This is a genomic window from Rhodococcoides fascians A44A, from assembly GCF_000760735.1.
Classification (GTDB): domain Bacteria; phylum Actinomycetota; class Actinomycetes; order Mycobacteriales; family Mycobacteriaceae; genus Rhodococcoides; species Rhodococcoides fascians_E.
This window is the reverse complement of the sequence record NZ_JMEX01000008.1, coordinates 887,167-908,465: the sequence shown is the minus strand read 5'-3', so window position 1 is coordinate 908,465 and position 21,299 is coordinate 887,167. Positions and strand designations below refer to the sequence as shown.

Annotated in this window: 20 protein-coding genes; 11 read left to right on the top strand and 9 right to left on the bottom strand. The window is 64.2% G+C overall.

Annotation, left to right across the window (positions count from 1 at the left end; all coding sequences use genetic code 11):
- Positions 1-2 precede the first annotated feature (2 nt).
- The 3 genes from BH95_RS16600 to BH95_RS16590 all read right to left on the bottom strand — a co-directional run bounded on the left by BH95_RS16600 (position 3) and on the right by BH95_RS16590 (position 2,971).
- Positions 3-713 carry a type 1 glutamine amidotransferase gene (locus BH95_RS16600; protein WP_026347396.1) on the bottom strand — a complete coding sequence of 237 codons (711 nt, stop codon included), beginning with the start codon at positions 711-713 and terminating at the stop codon, positions 3-5.
- On the bottom strand, positions 706-1,971 hold the full coding sequence (locus BH95_RS16595; RefSeq protein ID WP_037183183.1) for a Mur ligase family protein: 1,266 nt from the start codon (positions 1,969-1,971) through the stop codon (positions 706-708). Before BH95_RS16595 ends, BH95_RS16600 begins: the two co-directional genes overlap by 8 nt.
- A 91-nt stretch (positions 1,972-2,062) precedes the next feature.
- A complete protein-coding gene (locus BH95_RS16590) occupies positions 2,063-2,971 on the bottom strand; it encodes an EamA family transporter (protein ID WP_037183180.1) in 909 nt (302 codons plus the stop codon).
- Between the two features lie 72 nt (positions 2,972-3,043).
- On the opposite strand from BH95_RS16590, the gene BH95_RS16585 reads away from it, so the two are divergent.
- The gene (locus tag BH95_RS16585) at positions 3,044-3,943 is read left to right on the top strand and encodes a LysR family transcriptional regulator (RefSeq protein WP_019662918.1); all 900 of its coding nucleotides are present in this window, start codon (positions 3,044-3,046) and stop codon (positions 3,941-3,943) included.
- Between the two features lie 42 nt (positions 3,944-3,985).
- On the opposite strand, the gene BH95_RS16580 is transcribed toward BH95_RS16585, so the two are convergent.
- The 6 genes from BH95_RS16580 to BH95_RS16555 all read right to left on the bottom strand — a co-directional run bounded on the left by BH95_RS16580 (position 3,986) and on the right by BH95_RS16555 (position 10,163).
- On the bottom strand, positions 3,986-4,378 hold the full coding sequence (locus BH95_RS16580) for an SHOCT domain-containing protein (protein WP_019662919.1): 393 nt from the start codon (positions 4,376-4,378) through the stop codon (positions 3,986-3,988).
- 204 nt (positions 4,379-4,582) lie between these two features.
- On the bottom strand, positions 4,583-5,608 hold the full coding sequence (locus tag BH95_RS16575) for an ABC transporter ATP-binding protein (RefSeq protein ID WP_033190085.1): 1,026 nt from the start codon (positions 5,606-5,608) through the stop codon (positions 4,583-4,585).
- Positions 5,605-6,705, bottom strand: a complete 1,101-nt coding sequence (locus tag BH95_RS16570; protein WP_052060072.1) for an ABC transporter ATP-binding protein — start codon at positions 6,703-6,705, stop codon at positions 5,605-5,607. The genes BH95_RS16575 and BH95_RS16570 overlap by 4 nt, the downstream gene beginning before the upstream one ends.
- Positions 6,702-7,634 carry an ABC transporter permease gene (locus tag BH95_RS16565; RefSeq protein WP_020111007.1) on the bottom strand — a complete coding sequence of 311 codons (933 nt, stop codon included), beginning with the start codon at positions 7,632-7,634 and terminating at the stop codon, positions 6,702-6,704. The genes BH95_RS16570 and BH95_RS16565 overlap by 4 nt, the downstream gene beginning before the upstream one ends.
- Positions 7,631-8,563 carry an ABC transporter permease gene (locus BH95_RS16560; protein WP_020111006.1) on the bottom strand — a complete coding sequence of 311 codons (933 nt, stop codon included), beginning with the start codon at positions 8,561-8,563 and terminating at the stop codon, positions 7,631-7,633. Before BH95_RS16560 ends, BH95_RS16565 begins: the two co-directional genes overlap by 4 nt.
- Positions 8,564-8,609: 46 nt before the next feature.
- Positions 8,610-10,163, bottom strand: a complete 1,554-nt coding sequence (locus BH95_RS16555) for an ABC transporter substrate-binding protein (RefSeq protein ID WP_052060071.1) — start codon at positions 10,161-10,163, stop codon at positions 8,610-8,612.
- 308 nt (positions 10,164-10,471) lie between these two features.
- On the opposite strand from BH95_RS16555, the gene BH95_RS16550 reads away from it, so the two are divergent.
- From BH95_RS16550 to BH95_RS16505, 10 genes are all read left to right on the top strand, one after another.
- Positions 10,472-11,644, top strand: coding sequence for an acyl-CoA dehydrogenase family protein (locus BH95_RS16550; protein ID WP_020111004.1), 1,173 nt, complete (start codon positions 10,472-10,474; stop codon positions 11,642-11,644).
- A gap of 52 nt (positions 11,645-11,696) precedes the next feature.
- Positions 11,697-13,862 (top strand): acetate--CoA ligase family protein, encoded by a 2,166-nt coding sequence (locus BH95_RS16545; protein WP_033190087.1) that lies wholly within the window; start codon positions 11,697-11,699, stop codon positions 13,860-13,862.
- Positions 13,859-14,788 carry an SDR family oxidoreductase gene (locus tag BH95_RS16540; protein WP_033190088.1) on the top strand — a complete coding sequence of 310 codons (930 nt, stop codon included), beginning with the start codon at positions 13,859-13,861 and terminating at the stop codon, positions 14,786-14,788. The genes BH95_RS16545 and BH95_RS16540 overlap by 4 nt, the downstream gene beginning before the upstream one ends.
- A complete protein-coding gene (locus BH95_RS16535) occupies positions 14,788-15,633 on the top strand; it encodes a MaoC family dehydratase (RefSeq protein ID WP_020111001.1) in 846 nt (281 codons plus the stop codon). The genes BH95_RS16540 and BH95_RS16535 overlap by 1 nt, the downstream gene beginning before the upstream one ends.
- Positions 15,630-16,436: an acyl-CoA thioesterase domain-containing protein gene (locus tag BH95_RS16530; RefSeq protein ID WP_052060070.1), complete on the top strand. Its 807-nt coding sequence runs from the start codon at positions 15,630-15,632 to the stop codon at positions 16,434-16,436. Before BH95_RS16535 ends, BH95_RS16530 begins: the two co-directional genes overlap by 4 nt.
- A gap of 37 nt (positions 16,437-16,473) precedes the next feature.
- Entirely contained in the window at positions 16,474-16,938 is a 465-nt protein-coding gene (locus BH95_RS16525; protein ID WP_208601175.1) for a Zn-ribbon domain-containing OB-fold protein, read from the top strand.
- On the top strand, positions 16,935-18,071 hold the full coding sequence (locus BH95_RS16520) for a thiolase C-terminal domain-containing protein (RefSeq protein WP_020110998.1): 1,137 nt from the start codon (positions 16,935-16,937) through the stop codon (positions 18,069-18,071). Before BH95_RS16525 ends, BH95_RS16520 begins: the two co-directional genes overlap by 4 nt.
- 91 nt (positions 18,072-18,162) lie before the next feature.
- Positions 18,163-18,771, top strand: coding sequence for a TetR/AcrR family transcriptional regulator (locus BH95_RS16515; protein ID WP_020110997.1), 609 nt, complete (start codon positions 18,163-18,165; stop codon positions 18,769-18,771).
- A gap of 168 nt (positions 18,772-18,939) precedes the next feature.
- Entirely contained in the window at positions 18,940-19,794 is an 855-nt protein-coding gene (locus BH95_RS16510; RefSeq protein ID WP_052060069.1) for an MBL fold metallo-hydrolase, read from the top strand.
- Positions 19,791-21,293 (top strand): DHA2 family efflux MFS transporter permease subunit, encoded by a 1,503-nt coding sequence (locus tag BH95_RS16505; RefSeq protein WP_037183179.1) that lies wholly within the window; start codon positions 19,791-19,793, stop codon positions 21,291-21,293. The genes BH95_RS16510 and BH95_RS16505 overlap by 4 nt, the downstream gene beginning before the upstream one ends.
- The last annotated feature ends 6 nt before the right edge of the window (positions 21,294-21,299 follow it).

Genomic DNA, 21,299 nt, shown 5'->3' with positions numbered 1-21,299 from the left:
GCTCACGTGCGGCGGAGCCGCTCCCGACGCAACTGTGTGACCTCCGCCAGATCGAGGGGGGCCAGGATGGTCCCGGTCGCCCGCTCGAGCAGGTAATCGGCCAGTTGGGGGTTTCGGGCGAGGACCGGACCGTGCATGTAGGTCCCGATCACGGACCCCTGTACGACGCCTTCGCGGCCGTCGCCGACGCCGTTGCCGACGCCGTGGGTGACCGTCGCCAGTGGACTTGCATCGGGTCCCAGAGTTGTTCCACCACGGTGGTTTTCGAATCCGGAGAGCTTCTCGGTGAGACCGGTGACGACGGGTTCGGTGATGACTTCACCGATGGATCGTGTTTCCTGGGGTGCCGTCGTGACGTCGAACAGGGATATGCCGTCGACCTTTTCGCCGGACGAGGTCTCGTACCAGTGACCGAGTACCTGGATGGCGGCGCAGATCGCGAGCACCGGGACCCCGCGCGCCGCGGCGTTCTGCAGGCCGGGGTACTGCGTCAAATGCCGCGTCGCGAGGCGCTGAGCGGAATCCTCGGCGCCGCCCAGGGTGTAGACGTCCAGCGACTCGGGAACGGGATCGCCCAGGGTGACCTGGACGATCTCGGCGTCGATGTCCCGCATCCTGAGCCGTTGCCGCAGGATCAAAGCGTTTCCGTTGTCGCCGTACGTCCCCATGACATCGGGGAGTACCAGGCCTATGCGGACGGTGGATTCAGACATTGCCGTGCTCCCGTGCGAGTGCGCGCCCGAGGTCGCGGAACGCGGTGTAGTTGGCCAGCACCTCGACTCGCCCTGGTGGGCAGGATGCGATGGCCTTCAGCGGATCTGCGACGGTGGTGTGCTTCGACCCCGCGTACAGCAGGCGCACGCCGAGATCGGTTGCGCGCTCCCCCGATGCGACGACGGCAACGTTCTCGAAGTGTTCGAACCGCACGTCCCACAGCCAGGACAGGTCCTCGCCGTCCGGAACCTGCCCGTTGACGGCGATGACGAGTCCGTCGACGGTCGGGTCGATCATCGACAGTGCCTCCTGCCAGCCTGCTGGGTTCTTCGCGAGAAGCATTCGGACGGAATGAGATCCGTACTGGACCGTGGAGTAGCGACCGGCCACTTCGTCGACTCCCGACGCGGCGGCCACTGCGTCCTGGGGATCCGCGCCCAGCGTCACTGCTGCAGCGACGGCCTGAGCTGCGTTGCCTCGGTTGGCTTTTCCGGGAAGGGACAACGACATCGGTACGACGAGGCCGTCGGGGCCGTACAGGTTGTTCTCGTCGAGCCACCAATCCGGTGTGGGTCGGGCGAAGTCGCTTCCGGTCGAGTACCAGTGTTCGCCGTCTCGGATGATCGGTTCTCCGGTGCGGGGCCACGACACCGAGTCGCCCGCCCAGCCGCCTCCGGCGGCGACCCACACGACGTTCGGGGCGTCGAACGCAGCCGAAGTGACCAACACGTCGTCGCAGTTGGCGATCACGACGGTTTCCGGGTGTCGTGCGAGACCCGCACGCAGTTTGCGTTCGATCATGTTGATCTCGCCGACGCGATCGAGTTGGTCGCGGCTGAGATTGAGAAGTACCACCGCGGCGGGAGATACGGCGTCGCAGACGTGCGGGACGTGCAGTTCGTCCACCTCGAGGGCTGCGAGCGGGGCATCGAAATGTGCGTGCAGTGCAGCGACGATTCCTGCGTCCATGTTGGCGCCGTCGGCTTGAGTCGCCACGTCGCCGAGCGTCCCCAGCGCGGCGGCGGTCATCCGCGTCGTCGTCGATTTTCCGTTCGTTCCCGTGACGACGACGGTGCGACGCCCGGACCCGAGTCCGGTCAGAATGTCCGGGTCGATCTTGAGGGCGACGAGCCCGCCGATCATCGACCCTTTGCCGCGTCCTGCCTTGCGTGACGCCCACGTTGCAGCCTCGGCTGCCCGGAGTGCCAGCCGGCCGCGCGCTCCGATAGCCGCTCTGCGCTCGTCTGCTCGAACCATGCGCCGAGTCTGGCACAAACCTGCCGGTGGATTCTCGTCGGCGTCGACGGTGGCGCGGCCCCCTCGGCGCGGTTGTGAGGCCCACCACGTCTCACACGCGTAAGGGTTCCACGGTGGTCGCGGCGGTCCGTGTCCTTCGCCTGGTCGACATTCCGCCGAGGCACCCGGCGATGACGACGGCTGCTCCCACCATCGACAGGACGCTGGGGGTCTCGTCGAGGAAGATCCAGGCGCCCGCGATGCCGACGACGGGGACCATCAGTGAGAACGGTGCGACGACGCCTGCAGGGTGGCGGCTGATCAGGACCGTCCACAATCCGGATCCGGCGATCGTCCCCAGCAGCACGATGTAGGCGAGTCCGGCGAGCGCAGGCCAACCGTCCCAGCTGAACGCGGTGGCGAGAGCGTGCCATCCGGTGGTCGGACCTTCGACCACAGTGGAGAGGGCGAGCATCGGGATCGGTGGAACGACGCACATCCACAGCATCGAGCGCATCGGTTCTTCCCCGCGGGCGAGGCGGTTGCCGAGGTTGCCGAACGCCCATCCGAGCCCGGCGAGAAGAGTGAGTACGACGGGTATCAGGGACGCGGCTTGGGCGCGGTCGTACCCGATGAGGCACATTCCGGCGACGGCGACGGTGATGCCCAGAATCTGACGCCTGCTGACCTTCTCGCGCAACAGCAGAGCACCGAGGATGATCGTGAACGGTGCGGAGGACTGCAGCACCAGGGAGGCAAGGCCTGTCGGCATTCCGGCGTTCATCGCGGCGAACAGGAACGCGAACTGAAGGAAGCCGAACCCGAATCCGTAGAGCAGGAGCCACTTCACGGGGACGTCCGGGCGGCGGACGAACAGGATCACCGGTACGGCGATGACCAGGAACCGGAGTGCAGCGAAGAAGAACGGTGGGAAATGGTCGAGGCCGATGCGGATGGCGAGAAAGTTCAAGCCCCAGAGCACGGCCACGGTCACTCCGAGGAGGCGGTCACGAGTGGGCACGGGTCCATGGTGGCGGAGTTCAATGCATCAGCACAATCGAATTATTCAGCACTGACAGTTAAGATTCCCTACATGAACGTGGAGCGGTTGCGGATACTCCGGGAGTTCGCCGATCGAGGGACGGCCGGGGCAGTGGCCGACGCCCTGTCGATGACCCCGTCCGCGGTGTCGCAGCAACTGAAGATCCTTGCTCGCGAGGCCGGTGTGCCGCTCCTCGAGCCCGACGGTCGACGCCTCCGACTCACGGATGCGGGTGCCGCACTGGTTCTGCGGGCCGACGAGGTGCTCGGCGCACTGGACCGGGCGAGCGCGGAGATGGCGTCGTACGGTGCATCGCCGCGGGGACGCGTGCGCGTGGCGTTGTTTCCCTCGGGTGCTGGGCTGCTGCTGCCGGGTGTGCTGAATCGGTTGCACGACAGCGGAACACAGGTCGATGCACGCGACGAGGACGTTCCTGCATCGTCGGTGCCTGCGCTGCTGGCCGACTACGACGTCGTACTGACCCATCGCGACGACAGTGCACCCGCCACGGCCGCGCCCCGCCTCGAAGTGCGAACGCTGATGCGAGAGCCCATCGATCTACTTCTACCCCTGACACATCGATTGGCCTCCGAGGAGTCCGTCGACGTGCGCCGGCTCGTGGACGAGGAGTGGATCAGCGTCCGCGACGGGTTCCCGGTGGACGACGTGTTGCTGTCGGTCGCCGCTGCCACGGGCGTTCGGCCACGAGTGATTCAGCGCATCAACGACTTCCGGGTCACCGAGGAACTCGTTGCCCGAGGCCACGGAGTCGCACTGATGCCGCGCTACGCCGTCGGGCACCCGGGTGTGATCACCCGACCGCTGGCAGGTGTGCGTGCGGGCAGGATCTACGAACTCGCGACGAGGCCGAATGCGACGACGCTGCCGGCCATCGCCGCGACAGTGGATGCATTCGAGAAGGAAGCCGCCGCTGTGAGTAGAAACGTATAGCAGGGGCGGCAGGAGCGGAGCGACCCGAAAGCAGGCGAACGCTCACGTGAGGGCTTTGGCTTTGAGCTGCGCGAATTCCTCCTCGGTGATAGTGCCGGCATCCAGGAGTTCCTTCGCGTGCGCGATTTCCTCGGCAGAGGTGCGCCCCGCGACCTGCTTGATGTACTGCTCCTGCTCGTCCTTGGCGTGCTGGAGGGCCCGCACCTGACGCTTGGTCATGTCGCCGCCCTTGACGATGATGTAGACGAGAGCGGTCAGGAACGGCGCGATGATGAGGAACAGCACCCACACAGCCTTGGCCCATCCGGAGCTCTTGTGGTCGCGGAACAGGTCGCCGATGATCGAGAACAGCACCATCAGGTAGGCGACGAAGGCAAAGCTGACGACGATCAACCACAGAAAATCCCAGAAGGAATCCACGATTCGGTGCTCCATTCGGCAGAAGGTCCCCGAATGGTCTCAGGCAGCACCGAACAAGATCATCATCCTCAGCGGGTGAATTGGTCCCGTTCCGCTCCAGCTCACCTGCATCGGCAGGTACAGATGGAGTCATCGGAGCCGGGGGCGGTGGGAAACCACGAGAGCCCCTGCTCCGCCCGAACGGCGGAACAGGGGCCCTCGTGGGTAACAGATGCCGGGTCAGCCGGTGAGCGACGGTGCCGCCAGGCTGGAGCGCACTTCATCGGCGAAATGGCAGGCGGATCGGGATCCGTTGTCACGGGTCTCGAGTGCCGGTTCGTCTGTCGTGCAGATCTTTCGTGCGTGCGGGCATCGCGATGCGAACGCGCACCCCGCGGGCGGGTGTGCGGGATCGGGTGCGTCACCGTCGAGGACCGTTTTCGGGCGGGCACGTTGGATCGCGGGATCGGGTACGGGAATCGCCGAGAGCAACGCGTAGGTGTACGGATGTCGTGGTGACTCGTACACCTGTGCGGCGGTACCGATCTCGACGATTCGGCCCAGATACATCACGGCGATTCGGTCGCTGATGTGGCGGACCACGCCGAGGTTGTGCGAGATGAACAGGCAGGTCAGTTCGAATTCCTTGGTGAGGTGCACGAGCAGGTTGATCACCTCGGACTGCGTGGACACGTCCAGCGCCGACACTGCCTCGTCCGCGACGATGATCTTGGGGTCGAGCGCGAGCGCGCGGGCGATCGCGACGCGTTGCCTCTGGCCGCCGGACATCTCGCCCGGATAGCGAGCGGCGAACTCGGTTCGGAGGCCGACCTTGGTCAGCAACGACGCGACTCGGTCCTCGTAGTCGGACCGGCTGCGCCGATCGAAGATGCGCATGGGCTCCGCGATCGCATTGCCGACGGTCTTGGTCGGGTCCAGCGACGCATACGGGTCCTGGAAGATCATCTGCAGTTCTCGACGCTTGCGACGTAGTGCTCCGCGTCGGAGGTCGAGAAGGTTCTCACCCTGGTAGAGCACTTCGCCCTGTTCGGGTTCTTCCAAGCGCAGGATCGACCTACCGAGTGTGGATTTGCCGGATCCCGATTCGCCGACGATGCCGAGTGTCTCACCGGTCCGAACGCTGACGCTGATGTTGCGCACGGCCTGGACCGTCTCGCGTGGCCGGCCGAAGACGTCCCGCGAACGAACGAACGACTTGGACAGGTTTCGCACGTCCAGGAGGACCTGCTTCTCGGGTGCGGTCATCGGATCTCCTCCAGATCGCCGGGGTCGATGGCGGTGGCCGCCGGGACGGCTTCGATAGGAAGTGCAGGCAGGAGGTCTCCGATCTCGCCGTCGACGACCCGCACGCACCGTGTGCTTCTTCCGTCGCGGATCTCGATCGACTCCGGATGCTTGCTGTCGCATGTTCCTGCCCGAGAATGGCTGCAGCGAGGAGCGAAGCGGCATCCGACGGGCATGTTCTCCGGGCGCGGCACCATGCCGGGAATGGCAACGAGGTCGTCGCCGGGTTTGATTCGCTGCGGCAGAGACGCCAACAGTCCCGCGGTGTAGGGATGCAGTGGTTCGTCGAACACCTCGTCCGCGTGACCGGTTTCCACGGGTTCACCCGCGTACATCACGGTCACCTCGTCGCAGAAGTCCGCCACCACGCCGAGGTCGTGCGTGACCAACAGCACCGCTGTACCGAGGTCGGCCTGCAGCCGTCGGAGAAGCTGGAGTACGCCGGCCTGGACCGTGACGTCCAGCGCAGTCGTCGGCTCGTCGGCGATCAGGAGTTTGGGATCGCAGGCGATGGACATCGCTATCATGGCCCGTTGACGCATGCCGCCGCTGAAGCTGTGCGGATAGTCCTTCGCACGGCGTGCGGCAGCGGGGATGCCGACGAGGTCCAGAACCTCGACTGCTCGTGCCCATGCCTGTTTGCGTGATCTGCCCATGTGCGCGCGCACTGTCTCGGCGATCTGTTCGCCGACGGTGAAGACGGGGTTGAGGCTCGTCATCGGCTCCTGGAAGATCATCGCGATCTCGCGGCCCCTGATGCGGCGCATCTGAGATTCGGTCTTGCCCAGCAGGTCGGTACCGTCGAATTCGATTGTTCCGCCGGTGATCCGGCTGTTGTGCTTGGGGAGCAGTCCGAGCACCGACAACGCGGTGACCGTCTTGCCGGAGCCTGATTCGCCGACGAGCGCCCGCGTACCGCCCGGCTCCAGATCGAGCTGAGCTCCGGTGACGACGGGCGTCCACCCGGAGTCCGTTCTGAACTCCACCTGGAGGTCTCGGATGCTGAGCAACCCGTGGCCGGTCCGTTCGGGCTTTCGTAGCGTGTGGGAAGAGGTCATGACTTCCTCCGTTCCTGGCCGACGGCATCGCGGATCCCGTCGCCGAGCATGTTCAGGGACAAGATGGTGAGCATGATCGCGAGACCGGGGGGAACAACCATCCATGGGCTTTGAAAGCGGTTGTCGAATGCGCTACGCAGCATGGAACCCCAACTTGCAGTCGGCGGTTGAACGCCGAGGCCGAGGAAGCTCAGGCCGGCTTCCGCGAGCAACGCCAGCGAGAGCATCAGCGTGATCTGAACCAGCAGCGGGCTCCTGACGTTCGGCAGTACGTGCATCAGAACCGTTCGAGGAGTGGAGCATCCGACGACCTTGCTCGCCTCGATGTAGGTTTCCTCGCGTACGTTGATGGTGGAACCACGCACCACACGGAACAGTCGGGGCGCCGATGCGGCGCCGACCGCGAGCATCGCGTTGACCAGGCCTGGACCGAAGATGGCAATGATGGCCAGTGCGAGGACCAGTGCGGGAAGAGCGATGAGCGCGTCGGCGATGCGGCCGGTGATCCAATCGAACTTTCCGCCGAGGTAGCCCGCGAGCAGCCCGAGGGGCAGGCCGGTGGCGGCGGCGAACCCGACGGCGATGAGCGGAGCGACCAGCGAGATCTGGGTTGCGTAGATGAGCCGACTCAAGGTGTCGCGTCCCAATTGATCCGTCCCGAGAATGTGACCGTCGGAGAACAGCGGCAGGAATGCCGAAGCCAACTTCTGATAAGCCGGGTCGTACGGGGCGATCCAGGGCGCTGCCACGGCGATCACACCGAGAAGGCCGAGGAACGTCAGGCAGACGACGTTCGTACGCGAACGCAGGATTCGACGGACGAAGATCCTGCCCGGCGACGGGGGTGCGGGCCTCGATTTCGTGCCGGCCGACGAACCGAGACGCCGTCGTGCACCGCTCAGGGGCGCGGAGAGTGGTGTGCTCGTCATGATTGCCTGGCTTTCGGGTTGAAGTACGCGTACGAGATGTCGACGGCGAGGTTGATGACGAGCACGAACAGGGTGATCACGACGACGAACGCTTGGATCACCGGGAAGTCGCGCTCGAGAATGGCCTTCAGTGCCACGGATCCGAGGCCGGGCATCCCGAACACCTGCTCGATGATGACGGCGCCTCCGATGAGCGCAGCCGCCTGAAGCCCGAACACGGTGACGACAGGAACCGCAGCGTTCTTGGACGTGTGCTTGACGATGACCTTCCACCTGGGCAGCCCTTTGGCCGTGGCGGTACGGATGTAGTCCCGTTCGAGCACATCGATGACGCCGGCGCGGGCCTGTCGTGCGATCTCCGCGGCGGTGACGGTTCCCAAGGCGAACGCCGGCAGCGCGAGGTGGGAGAACCATGCCACCACACCTTCGCTGAGCGGTGCGTATCCGGTCGCGGGGAAGAGTCGCAACTGCAGGGAGAAGAAAGTGACGAACAGAAGGCCGAGCCAGAAGCTCGGCATGGAGATTCCCAACGTCGTCAGTCCGGTCAGTGTGCGGTCGATCCACGTCCCTCGGCGCAACCCCGCCATGACACCCGCGAGTACACCGACGACCAGCGACCAGGACAGGGCGACGAACGCGAGAGACAGCGTCACGGGCAGTGCTTCGAGTATCGCGTCGATGTTCTTGTGGCTGCTCAGCAGTGACGTTCCGAAGTCGCCGGACATCAGGTTGCCGACCCAGCTGAAGTACTGCACCACGATGTTCTGGTCGAGGCCGAGTTGAGCTCTGGTCTCGGCGATCTGTTCTGCCGTGGCGTTCTCGCCCGCCGCGACCACTGCGGCGTCGCCGGGAATGAGGTGAATCATCGAGAAGCTCAGAACGGTCACGAGAATCAGCACGGGAATGGCGGCGAGTAGTCGTTTGATCATGAATATCAACACAATTGGAACACCTCGTTCGGATCGAAGGTGGATGTCACTTGCTTACGTCCAAGGTCCGCAGACCGGTGCCACCGGTCTTGTAGAACACGTAGTTTCCGATGTTGCCCTGGCTGGCGACCGATGCCACCGAGTGGCAGAGAACGATCTGCGCCGGCCCCATGTCGAATGCCTCGGCAAGAAGGTCTTCGTATGCGGATTTGCGCTCGTCGACGTCGGTGGAGCGGGCCGTTGCGTCGTACAGCTCCGCCATCCGGTCGGTAGTGAGCCTGCCGGGATTGTCACCGCCACCGGGGAGGTACGCCGACTGTGCGTAGAGGCCGGGATCGGTCCCTCCGCCGTACTGGCCGACGAGTGCATCCGCCTCGCCCGTGACGAACCGGGCACGTGCCTGCGTCGCGTCCATCACCTCGATCCGCATGTCGATACCGACATCGGCCAGATTCTGCTGGACCACCTGGGCGTTGTTCTGGTAGATGGACAAGCTCGGCACTGCTGCGGTGAAGGTGAATCCGTCGGGCAGTCCGGCGTCGTCGAGAAGAGCGCGGGCACGGTCGGGGTCGTAGGAGGACCAGCCGCTGTCGTCCAGTGCGTCGCTGTGCGCGAAGTATCCTTCGGGGTACGGCTGGGCGCCGGGAATGCAGTCACCGGAGTACAGAACTCGCGAGATGGCTGCGCGGTCGATCGCCAGATTCATCGCTTGTCGCACCTGTTTGTTGCCGAACTCGCTCCTGGCGGAGTTCAGGGAGATCCGGGCCATGCTGGTGCTCGCGCCCTCGGAGGTGAAGACCTGCAGTCCGCCGGCCTTCGCTTCCTCCTTCTGCGGGCCCACCACTCCTGTCATCGTGGACTCTCCCGCCTGGAGCGAGTTCATGCGAGTCGCGGTGTCGAGTTGGATGAGAAAGGTGAGCTTGCTGTACCGATAGGCGTCGTCGTCCCAGTAGTCGGGGCGACGCTCGAAGTGGTAAGCGGTACCGGGAATGCTGCTCGTCATCCTGAAAGCGCCTGCGCCGACCGGATTCTGATCCAGGTCGGTGTTTCCGAGCGCCGCGGGTGAGATGAGCATTCCGGGTCGTGACGCCAGAAGCGTCGGCAATGCTCCACCCGGGCCCACCAGGTCGAAGCGGACCGTCGAATCGTCGACCACATCGACGGATCCGATCGTCTTGTCGATCTGTCCCTTGATGGTGGTCTGGGGATCGTTCAGGATTCGGTCGATGTTGACCTTCACGGCTGCAGCATCTACCGGCGTACCGTCCGAGAATGTAGCTCCCGCACGCATTTTCAGGGTGAAAGTAGCGTTCTCCTCGTCCAACTCCCAACTCTCGGCCAGCATGGGTACCGGGTTGCCGTCGGTGTCGACGTCGGTGATCCGATCGTAGATGACGGCAAGTAACGGTAGGTCGTTTTCAGTAACTCCGCGATGCGGATCGAGACTGCTCGGGACGACGATCTGTCCGTACACGACGGTGGCGTCGCGGTCGAGCGCGTTCGCGTCGAATGTCCGCTGGTCGATACCGGCGCACGCCGTCGACACGGCGCACACGGTGAGGATCGCGAGGGCTCGACCGAGAATCGATCTGCGCGACATGTGGAACCTCCGTTTTTCGTAGAGGTGGCCATTCCCCCGGGCTGGGGAGGAAGTGTTCTCGGAAGTTCAGATCGACTGCGAGCCTGAGCTGCCGGGTACTTCGTCGATGTGCCACGCCCCGGGCTGCAGGGCGATTTCTAGAAGGATGTTCTAAAACCTATCCAGTGTCAAGGCTTGGCCCGATCGAGCGATTCGGTCTTGACAAACCGGGCGTGGATACTTCAGGGTCGCACTAGATCGAAGTTCTAGAATGAGATTCGATCCTCCTACGAATCGTAGCTCCGAACTCCTGGAAGGGAAGTCAGGTCATGGTCGATTTCGCCCTGAACGAAGAAGAAGAATTGATGCGCAAGTCGGTGCGCGCATTCCTCGAGAAGGAGGTCATTCCGCTCGAGAGCGAAGTGCTGCGCAACGAGCGCGAAGGTAGGCCGGGCCTCGAGGACGGCGTCGTGAAGGAGCTACGCGCGAAGGCCAAGAAGTCGGGATTCTGGGGGATCAACACACCCGAGGAGTACGGCGGAGCGAACCTCGGACCGGTGATGAGCGCCATCATCGCTGCGGAGGCAGGCAGGACCTTCGTGCCGTTCTCGTTCGGTGGTTCCGCCGACAACATTCTGTACGGCGCGAACGACGATCAAAAGCAGCGGTATCTGATCCCGACGATCGAAGGTGAGCGGCGATCGTGTTTCGCGATAACCGAGCCAGGCGCCGGCTCCGATGCACGAAACATCAAGACCCGCGCGGTCAAGGACGGATCCGACTGGATCATCAACGGTGAGAAGATCTTCATCACCGGAGGTAACGAGGCCGACTTCGTCATGGTGTTCGCGGTGACCGACAAGGAGAAGGGCGCGAACGGGGGAGTCACGTGTTTCATCGTCGATCGCGACATGGGATGGACGTCCACTCCTATCCCGACGATGGGGCAGTGGGGACCGGCTGCATTGTCCTTCGTCGATGTGCGTGTGCCGGAATCGAACGTCCTCGGCGAGGTCGGCAAAGGATTCGACCTTGCGATGAGTTGGATCGGGCAGGGGCGGTACATGATCCCCGCCCGTGCCATCGGTTCGGCGGAACGGCTTCTCCAGATGGCGATCGAGCACTCGAAGAATCGAGTGTCGATGGGGCACCCGATCGCCGAGTACCAGGCAATCCAGTGGCAGATCGCAGACTCGCACGTCGAGATCGAATCCACGAAACTGCTCACGCTTCGCGCAGCGTGGGCGGTGGCGCAGGGCGTCGATGCACGGCATGTCTCGTCGGTCGCCAAACTTCACGGGTCGATCACCGCCAACAACGTCGTCGACCGAGTGCTGCAGATCCACGGCGGGATGGGATACACGAAGGAACTCCCCATCGAACGGTGGTATCGCGAACTGAGGTTGCTTCGAATCTTCGAAGGAACGGACGAGATTCAGCGCCGGACGATCGCGCGGAATCTCATCAAGGGATATGTCAATTCCGACGGCTTCGGGCACTGACGCCGGTGATGCTGGTAATCGAACGCCTCAGTCGAAGACAGGAACTCGTCACATGACCAACCCGACCATCGAAGGCATCGACCTGCGTGCGCTCTTCGAACCCCGATCCATTGCGCTGATCGGGGCGACGGACAAGTCGCCGTGGTCCCTCAACACCTTTCGAAACATCAAGGACAGCGAGTTCGAGGGGAACGTGTACCTCGTCAATCGCCGCAGTGCCGTCGTGCACGGCGAGAAGACCTACTCCGCGCTCGCAGAGTTGCCGGAGGTGGTCGACCTCGTCTTCGTCATGGTTCCCACGACGGTGGTGCTGCCGACGCTGCGCGACGCCGTCGACCAGGGCGTCCGCGCGGCAGTGATCCTGACGTCGGGATTCGGCGAAACGGGTCAGGAAGGCAAGGCGCTCGAAGACGAGATAGTGGCGTTCTCGCGGGCGAGCGGGTTGACGGTGCTGGGTCCGAACGGGAACGGTTTCATCAACGCGGCCGAGGGAATCACTCCCTACGGTCTGCCCATCGGACGCCCGCTCCTGACCGGGTCCGTCGGGTTCGTCCTGCAGAGCGGTGCATTGGCCAGCTCGGTTCTACAGTTCGCGCAGACCAGGAACGTCGGCTTGAGCTTCCTGACCGCCATGGGCAACGAGTCGATGATGTCCGTGACCGACGTGATGGAGTACCTCGTCGACGATCCGGCCACCTCCGTCATCGCGTTGTTCCTGGAATCGGTACGGGATCCGGTCGAGTTCCGTCGGATAGCGCACCGGGCCCTGCACGCAGGCAAGCCCATCGTCGCGCTGAAGATCGGCCGAAGCGCACTGGGCGCGCGGGCTGCACTCGCGCACACCGGGGCACTCGTCGGGGACAACTCCGTCATCGACGCCGCGTTCGAGCAGATGGGCGTCATTCGGGTCAGGTCGTTGGAAGATCTCATCCTCACGGCCGGTCTGATGGCAAGTCTCGGCGGTGGACTGCCCGGACCGCGAATGGGGGTCGTCACGCCCTCCGGTGGGGCCTCGGAAATCATCGCCGATCGCGCCGAGGACGAGGGACTGCAACTACCGACGTTCTCGGCCGACACCACTCACAGGCTGCACGAGATCGTGCCGGACTTCGCCACCGTGCAGAATCCGCTCGATGTGACCGGTTACGTCGTGATCGACCGGACGTTGATGCGCCGCTCGCTCGCGGTGGTCGCCGAGGACGACGACGTCGACTTCGCTGTTCTCCTGTCGGAACTGCCGCGAGTTCCCGGTCCGGACCCGGATGCGGCGTTGACCGCATACGGTGAGTCCGCGAAGAACATTCGCACCACGGCCGTGCCGACGGTCGTGCTCAGCACTGTTCTCACCGACGTCACGGATTACGGCCGGTCGGTGTCGAACTCCGTCGACTTTCCGCATGTGCTCGGCGGCATAGAACACGGTATGACTGCGCTGAGCAACGCTGTCCGCTGGGGAGCGTTGCATCGGGCGACGACGGCCGAGAACGCCGACGTGGCAGTCGATCCCGTGCCGCTGACGTTCGATCGTGAACCGACGGGAATGTGGACCGAGTATTCGGCAGGCAGACTCCTTGCCGAGCAGGGAGTTCCGGTGGTCCCGACGACGCTGGCGTCGACGGCGGAGGAGGCCGTGACCGCGGCAGCCGAGTTCGGTTATCCCGTCGTGCTCAAAGCCGTGGCCGACGGTCTGGGTCACAAGAGCGACATCGGCGGAGTGCGGCTGAACCTGCACGGTCCGGACGCGGTGCGCGACGCTTTCGACTCGGTGACGTCGGCATTGACCGAACTGGGCTCCCGCGGCGTCGCAACCGTCGTCCAACCCCAACGCAGCATGGACGGAATCGAGATGCTCGTGGGTGTCGTCAGGGACCCGGTGTGGGGGTTGACGCTCGCCGTCGGGTTGGGCGGCGTGTGGGTCGAAGTACTTGCGGACGCCGCGGTCAAGGTGCTGCCGGTAACGGAGAACGACGTTCGTCAGGCCATCGAGGGCCTACGCGGAATCACCCTGCTGAAGGGTGCACGCGGCACGACCCCGGTCGACCTCGATGCGCTCGCTCGCACGGTCAAGACGGTCGCCGACGTCGCGGCCGGGCTAGGCGACCGACTGCAGGCGCTCGAGATCAATCCGCTGATGGTGAACGGTTCGCACTGCGAGGCGCTCGATGCACTCATCACCTGGACGGCGACAGACGACGAGAAGGACGAGGAGTTTCGATGACAGGGATCTGTGAAGGCAGAGTAGTGATCGTCACCGGGGCCGGACGTGGCATCGGCCGCGGGCATGCGCTCGAGTTCGCGCGTGAAGGGGCGACTGTCGTCGTCAACGACATCGGAGCCGACGTCGACGGAACCGGCAGTGCGGACGGTCCGGCGGGCGACGTGGTCGAGATGATTCGAGCCGAGGGTGGTCGCGCCCGCGTCGACGGTTCCGACGTGTCGGACGAGGAAGGCGCTCGCCGGCTGATAACCGACACCATCGAGGAATACGGTGACCTCCACGTACTCGTCAACAATGCAGGCATCCTGCGAGATCGAATGTTGACCAACATGACTGCGGCGGAGTGGGACGACGTCATCCGGGTGCATCTGCGCGGAACGTTTCTGCCCCTCCACCATGCCGCGCAGTACTGGAAGCGCCAGTCCAAATCGGGCGCGGCAGTGGACGCTCGGGTGATCAACACCTCGTCGTCGTCCGGGATATACGGGAACGTCGGGCAGGGCAACTACGGGGCGGCCAAGGCCGGTATCGCCAGCTTGTCGATCATCGCTTCGATGGAGCTGGCCCGGTACGGCGTCACCGTCAATGCCATCGCACCCGCGGCGCTCACTCGCATGACCGAGAACCTCGGAGGAAATGCCCGACGGGAGAAGCCCGCACCCGGTGAATTCGATCCGTCCGCGGCGGACAACATCGCTCCCCTCGTCGTCTGGTTGGGCAGCGAGCAGTCGAGTGGCATCACCGGGCGAGTGTTCAACGTTCGAGGCGGCCACATCAGCGTCGCCGAAGGCTGGCATGCGGGACCGAGCGAGGACAAGGGCGCGAAGTGGCAACCAGGCGAACTCGGCGAGGTGATTCCTCGGTTGGTCGCCGAGGCCGCGCCGAACGCGGGCATGAACGGGTCGATACCCGAAGGAGTGCGCTGATGCCGCTCGACGAATCCCTTGTCGGCGTACCGAGCGATCCGGCACGGAGGACCTGGGGATCCAAGGATGCCCTCCTGTACGCGGTGGGCGTCGGCGCCGGGCAGGACCACACCCTGCACGAGCTGCCGTTCGTCACCGAGAACTCGGCCCAGGTCGACCAACGCGTGCTCCCCACGTTCGCGGTCCTGGCTACACAGGCCCCGTCCGGACGTAAGCTGGGGAACTTCGATCCCGCCATGCTGGTCCACGCCGAACAGTCGTTCCACATCGACGGGTTGCTACCGGTCGACGGGGACGTACAGGTCACCTCGCGGGTGGTATCCATGCAGGACAAGGGGAGCGGCGCGCTCGTCGTGGTCGAAGCAGATGCCGTCGACAGCGTGACGGGCGCCCCCGTCGCGTCCACTCGCTCGTCGATGTTCATCAGAGGCGAGACGGTCGGCGGTGGACGGGCCTCGAGTCCGGAGGTGGCGCCCATGCCGTCGGGTGCGCCCGACGCGAAGGTGACCTATGCGACGCGGCCGGAACAAGCGCTCGTCTACCGCCTTTCGGGCGATCGGAATCCGCTGCATTCCGATCCGTCGTTCGCGGCACGCGCCGGATTCGACCGGCCGATCCTGCACGGGTTGTGCACGTACGGAATCACCGGTCGTGCCCTGTTGCACGAACTCTGCGGATCCGATCCAGCTAGGCTGCGCTCGATGGAGGGCCGCTTCACCAAGCCGGTTCGCCCCGGTCAGGATCTGACGGTGTCGATCTGGAACACCGCCGACGGCACGCGCTTTCGAACCGAACTGTCGGACGGAACGGTCGTGATCGACCGGGGAACGGTAGTGGTCGCATGACTGCCGGAACCGACGCGGGCCCGACGCCGGCGCCCGCACCGGAACACGATGTCGGCGACGGCGCCGCATTCTTCGACGGCGACGAGGGACGGTACGTGCCGCGACCACATGCGCGTAGTCCCTGGTCGGAGAACCTCGTGCACGGACGACTCGTGTCGGGTCTGATGGCGAGGGAAGTGGAACGTTCGGATCTGGCCGGCCTGCATCCCGCGCGCATGACCACCGACCTGTTCCGGCCGATCCCGATGCAGCCGATAGACATCACCACCTCGGTCCGCCGATCGGGACGACGGGTGCGCATCGTCGAGGTGCTGGCGTCCGTGGACGGAACGCCGGTGGCGCTCGCCAGCGTGCAAGCGCTGCGGTCCGGAGGTGAGGCAGCCCAGGTGGCGTGGGTGCCGGAGCTGTACAAGGCACCGGCACCCGACTTGCTGCCACCTCCCGAGCGTCGGGCACCACGGCACTTCGGTGAAGTTCGCCGAAGCGGCGACGGTGCACCCACACGGAAGTTCTCGTGGTTCCGCGAGACATGCCCGCTGCTGGAGGGTTCGGCGGATTCTCCGTTCGAGATCGCCTCGATGGCGGCGGACTGGGTCAGCCCGTTCACCAACATGGGTACCGACAGCCTGCAGTTCATCAATGCCGACGTGACGTTGTATCTCAGCCGCCTTCCGATCGGGCCGTGGATCGGTTTCGAGAACCTGGACCACAAGGCGGACAACGGTATAGCGGTGTCGGTGTGCGCTCTGCACGACGTGCACGGCCGCATCGGCACGGCGGCATCGGCTGCAGTTCCTTACTGACCTCACGAACGTACGACGACCGAGAAAAGAGAAACCGATGACCAGTTCCACGGTCCATACTCGGCGCATCTCCGCACCCGCTGCGGCCGCGCGCCCCAAAATGGCGCCGAAACCGACGCCCGAGACCGCCCACTTCTGGGCGTGCGCCACCGAGGAACGACTCGTGGTGCAGCGCTGCTCGAAGTGCCACACGACGTACTTCTATCCGCGCGACCTGTGCCCGTCGTGCAGTTCGGAACGGGTCGAGTGGATCGACTGTTCGGGCCGCGCGACCCTGCACACGTACGTCATCGAACACCGGCCGGGACCGGGGTTCGAGAACGATGGTCCGTACGTGGTGGCCGTCGTCGAACTGGAGGAAGGTCCCCGGATGATGACCAACATCGTCGGCGTGGACCCGGACCCGGACTTGCTGCCGCTCGACCTGCCTCTCGTCGTGCAATTCGAGGACCGCGGCGACGTCAAGGTACCGGTGTTCCGGCCCGAAGGGAGCAACGCATGAGCTCGGGAACGGTCATCGTCGGCGCCGCCGAAACCGATGAAATCGGCGTTCTACCGGACCATTCGACGCTGAAGCTGCATACCGAGGCTGCCCGGAACGCGCTCGCGGACTGCGGCCTGACGATCGGCGACGTCGACGGCATCGCTGGAGTATCCATGCCGGGGCCGTTGTCCGTCGCGCACAGCCTGGGCATCACGCCGCGCTGGATGGACACGACCAGTGTGGGCGGTACGTCCTTTCTGACGCATGTACGCCATGCGGTGGCCGCGCTCGAATCAGGTCAGTGTTCGGTCGTGCTGATCACCCACGGCGAATCGGGGCGGTCACGAGTCGGTGCACCCGCGTACGCACCGGACCCCGCGTCGCTACCGGGACAGTTCGAGGCGCCCTACGGCGTGACCGGGCCGCCGAGTCGGTTCACCCTCCCCTTCCTGCGTTTCATGAAGGAGACGGGTACCGAGGCGCGTCATCTCGCAGATGTGGCAGTGGCACAACGGAAATGGGCAGGCTTGAACCCCCGTGCGAAGTTCCGTGACCCCATCACCGTCGACGACGTCCAGAATTCTCCGGTCATCGCCTGGCCGTTCCACCTCCTCGAGTGTTGCCTGGTCACCGACGGCGGCGGTGCTCTGGTGTTGACGACCGCGGAGAGAGCGAGGGATCTCGAGGTACGACCCGTGCACGTCCTCGGAACCGGTGAGGGGTACGAAGGACCGGGTATCTCGATGATGGAGGATTTCACGTCGTTCAAGGGTTTCAAGAACTCCGGAGCCGACGCGTTCCGATCCGCCGGCCTGTCGACGTCCGACATAGACCACGTCATGATCTACGACGCCTTCGCCCATCTGCCGCTCTACGGGCTCGAGGACCTGGGATTCGTAGGGCGTGGGGATGCCGGAGAATTCGTGCGAGAGGGGAACACCGCTCCCGGAGGAACGTTGCCCGTCAACACCAATGGCGGAGGACTGTCCTACACGCACACCGGAATGTACGGGATGTTCGCGATTCTGGAGTCCGTGCGTCAGTTGCGAGGAACCGCCGCCGCCCAGGTCGACGGCGTACGGACGTCGCTCGTGCAGGGCAACGGAGGTATGTTCGCGGCCGGTGCCACTCTGATACTGGGGGCCGCCTGAGGACATGATCAGTCCGCTTCGACTTGACCGTCCGCCAATTCTAGAATTACGCTCTCCTGACGCAGAAGCGAGACGATGCTGGGGGGACACGATGACCGACAGGGCGGCTTCGGCGACGACGTGGCAGTGGAGCAAGACGGGGGAGACCCAGCGCAAGCTTCTCGACGCCGCGCTGGACGTGTTCGCCGAAGCGGGATTCCTCAACGCCAACATCTCCGACATCGTCGAGCGTGCAGGATCGAGTACCGGCAGTTTGTACCATCACTTCGGCGGCAAGGCCGAGTTGTTCAGTGCCCTGTGGGACAGGCACAATTCGGCGCATCTGGAGCAGGTTCGCTCGTCGGTTCTGGCCGAGCGCAGATCGGGTACGGCAGATCCGTTGGAGTTGTTCTGTATCGGCGCTCGCGCGTTCCTCGCGGGAAGTTGGCAACGCCGGGATGTCGCGCTGGTCTTCCTCGATACCGACGGGCCCCCCGGGTTCGAGAAATTGAGGCGTGACAGGAGGATCGAGTGGATTCGACAGAACTCGGCACTTCTCGGCCCGGGCGACGACAGTGAGCACAGGATCGCCCTGGGGGTGTTGACCGACATCATCGTGGAGTCTTCTCGCGAAGTGGTGTTGAACTGCAAAACCAAGAAGCAGGCGAACGCAGTGGCGGACATCATGTGCGACATGATTCGAAGGATTGCCGCACCCTGACACAGCTCGACAACCAGTACGGCCGGCTTGCCTGTTCTTCAGGCGGGCCGGCCGTATTCGTGTATGTCGTGAATTCTCCTTCGCTGTAGCAATTTTGGCTTTCGTGGCGCTCGAATTCGGATAGATTTTCGAGTACGATTCTAGAAGTTACTTCTGAAAGAGGCCGCGATGTGGATCTCGAACGATGCAGTGTCGAAAGAATCGGTATCGAAGAATGCCGTGCCGGTTCCTGGTGTGGCAACACGGGTGGCGCCGAGGGTCGAGTGGCTTCTCGCCCCGAATGCGGGAGCATGGACCTTCGAGGGCACCAATACGTGGATAGTCGGCGAACCGGACGCCGATGCCTGTGCGGTGATCGACCCCGGACCGAAGGATGCAGACCACATCGAGTCGTTACTTCGGGTCATCGGACGCCGCTCGGTGTCCTACGTGGTGCTGACACACGGTCACAACGATCACGAGGGTGCCGCGCGGGGCATCGTGGATGCCACGGGCGCTCGAATCGTGAAAGCCAGAAAAGAGATGTCTCACAGCAACTTTCCCGACGAACTGGATGACGGGATCGAAGTCCGGTTGCTCCCGACGCCCGGCCACACACGGGATTCACTGTGCGTCTACTTGCCTGCCGACAGAATAGTGTTCACCGGAGACACCCTGCTGGGCAGCGGATCCCCTGTGGTGCACCCGGAACTGCTGCGAGAGATGCTCGACAGTCTGCGAACGTTGCGAGCGCTCGGAGCGTCGACCGCCGTGACCGCACTACCCGGGCACGGTCCCGTTGTCGCGGACTTGGCTGCGTCGGCAGATCGCCGACTGAACGCGCGCAACAGGAGGATTCGACAGGTGCGTGACCTGTTGTCCGAGCGGGAGATGTCCATCGACGAGCTCGTCACCCGGATGTACCCGGAGGTCGAGCACCCCGACGTCCTCTCGGCTGCCCGCAGCTCGATCCTCGCCATGGTCACCTATCTGAACGAGGAATCGGCGCTCGGCCGTACCGTCCTGCAGGACGATGCCCGATGACGGCACGTTCCGATACCGGCGAGGCCGACGCTCGGTGTGAAGCGGAGCAGGACAAGCGCCCGGAACGTGAGGTCATGCGCGATGCATGGCGGACGTTGAGTGTGGTCGCCTTCGCGAGCATGGTGATAGGAATGTCCGGCAGCGCACTGAACGTCGCTCTGCCAACGGTCGCACGACATTTCGACGCCAGTAGTCTTGCCGCCAGCTGGATACTCCTCGCCTACATGCTCACCAACACGGTGTTGCTCGTGGCGTTCGGTCGCATGGCGGACATGTTCGGTCGTAGAACGATGTATCTCACCGGGCTCGCGTTCTACACCGTCGGAAGCATCGCGTGCGGGCTCGCTCCCAATGCCTGGTGGTTGGTGGGTTTCCGGGTGATCCAGGCTGCGGGCGGCGCAATGCTGTTGACCAACAGCGCAGCTCTCGTCACTGCGGCATTTCCGCGCCGTCGCCTCGGCGAGGGAATGGGCATCTATCTTGCATCGTTTTCCATCGCTCAGCTCTGCGGACCGACGCTCGGCGGACTGCTCGCTCAACAGGCAGGTTGGCAGTGGGTCTTCTGGTTCAACGTTCCGATCGGGATTCTCTGCTTGCTGTGGGGATTTATCGCCCTGAAGCCGTCGCCGCGGACCGGTCGTTCGTACTCGCTCGATCTGCGAGGCAACGCCATGATCCTCGTGGCACTGACGTGCGGTCTTGCGGCGCTGTCGCAGGCCACATCGCTCGGATGGTCGCACCCTCTCGTCATCGGCGGGCTGATCGTCAGCGCTGCAATCGTTCCCCTGTTCCTGTGGTTCGAGAAGTCCGTCGACGATCCCTTGATCGATATCCAGTTGTTCAAGCACTGGCCGTTCGGATTCGGGCTGCTTGCGTCGTTTCTCAATTCGATTTCGCAGAGTGGCGTCGTACTGTTGATGGCGTTGTACTTCCAAGCGGTTTCGGGGGTCACACCGCTCGTCGCTGGAGTGATGGTGCTGCCGGTGGCCGTCGCAGCATTGACGGCATCGCTCAGTTCGGGTCCGTTGCAGCGGATCGTGTCGCCGTCGACCCTCGCCGTGACGGGCAATGTCGTGACAGTCGTGGCGCTCGTCGTTCTGTTCGTGGGAACAACTGGCCGAATGCCGCTCTGGGTACTTCTGGTGGGGTTGGCAATCGCGGGTTTCGGTTCGGGTCTGTTCATGCCGTCCAACGCGACAGCGATCATGGGCGACCTGCCCGACGAAAGACTGGGGATCGCCAACGCGATGCGCCTGTTGCTGCAGACAAGTGGATTCGTCGTCGGCACCGCGGTGATTCTGTCGGTCGTGACGAGTGCGCTACCGCTCGACCTGCGCAAGTTCGTGTTCGCGGGCACGATCAGCGAGATCTCGGACTCGGCTGTCGAGCAACTGCTGACCGGATACGGGCGAACAATTATCGCGATGATCGTGGTGGCAATCCTGACAGTCGGAGTCTCACTCTTCGCGCGACACTCGCGCACCGCCGGTCGACGATGACCGGCG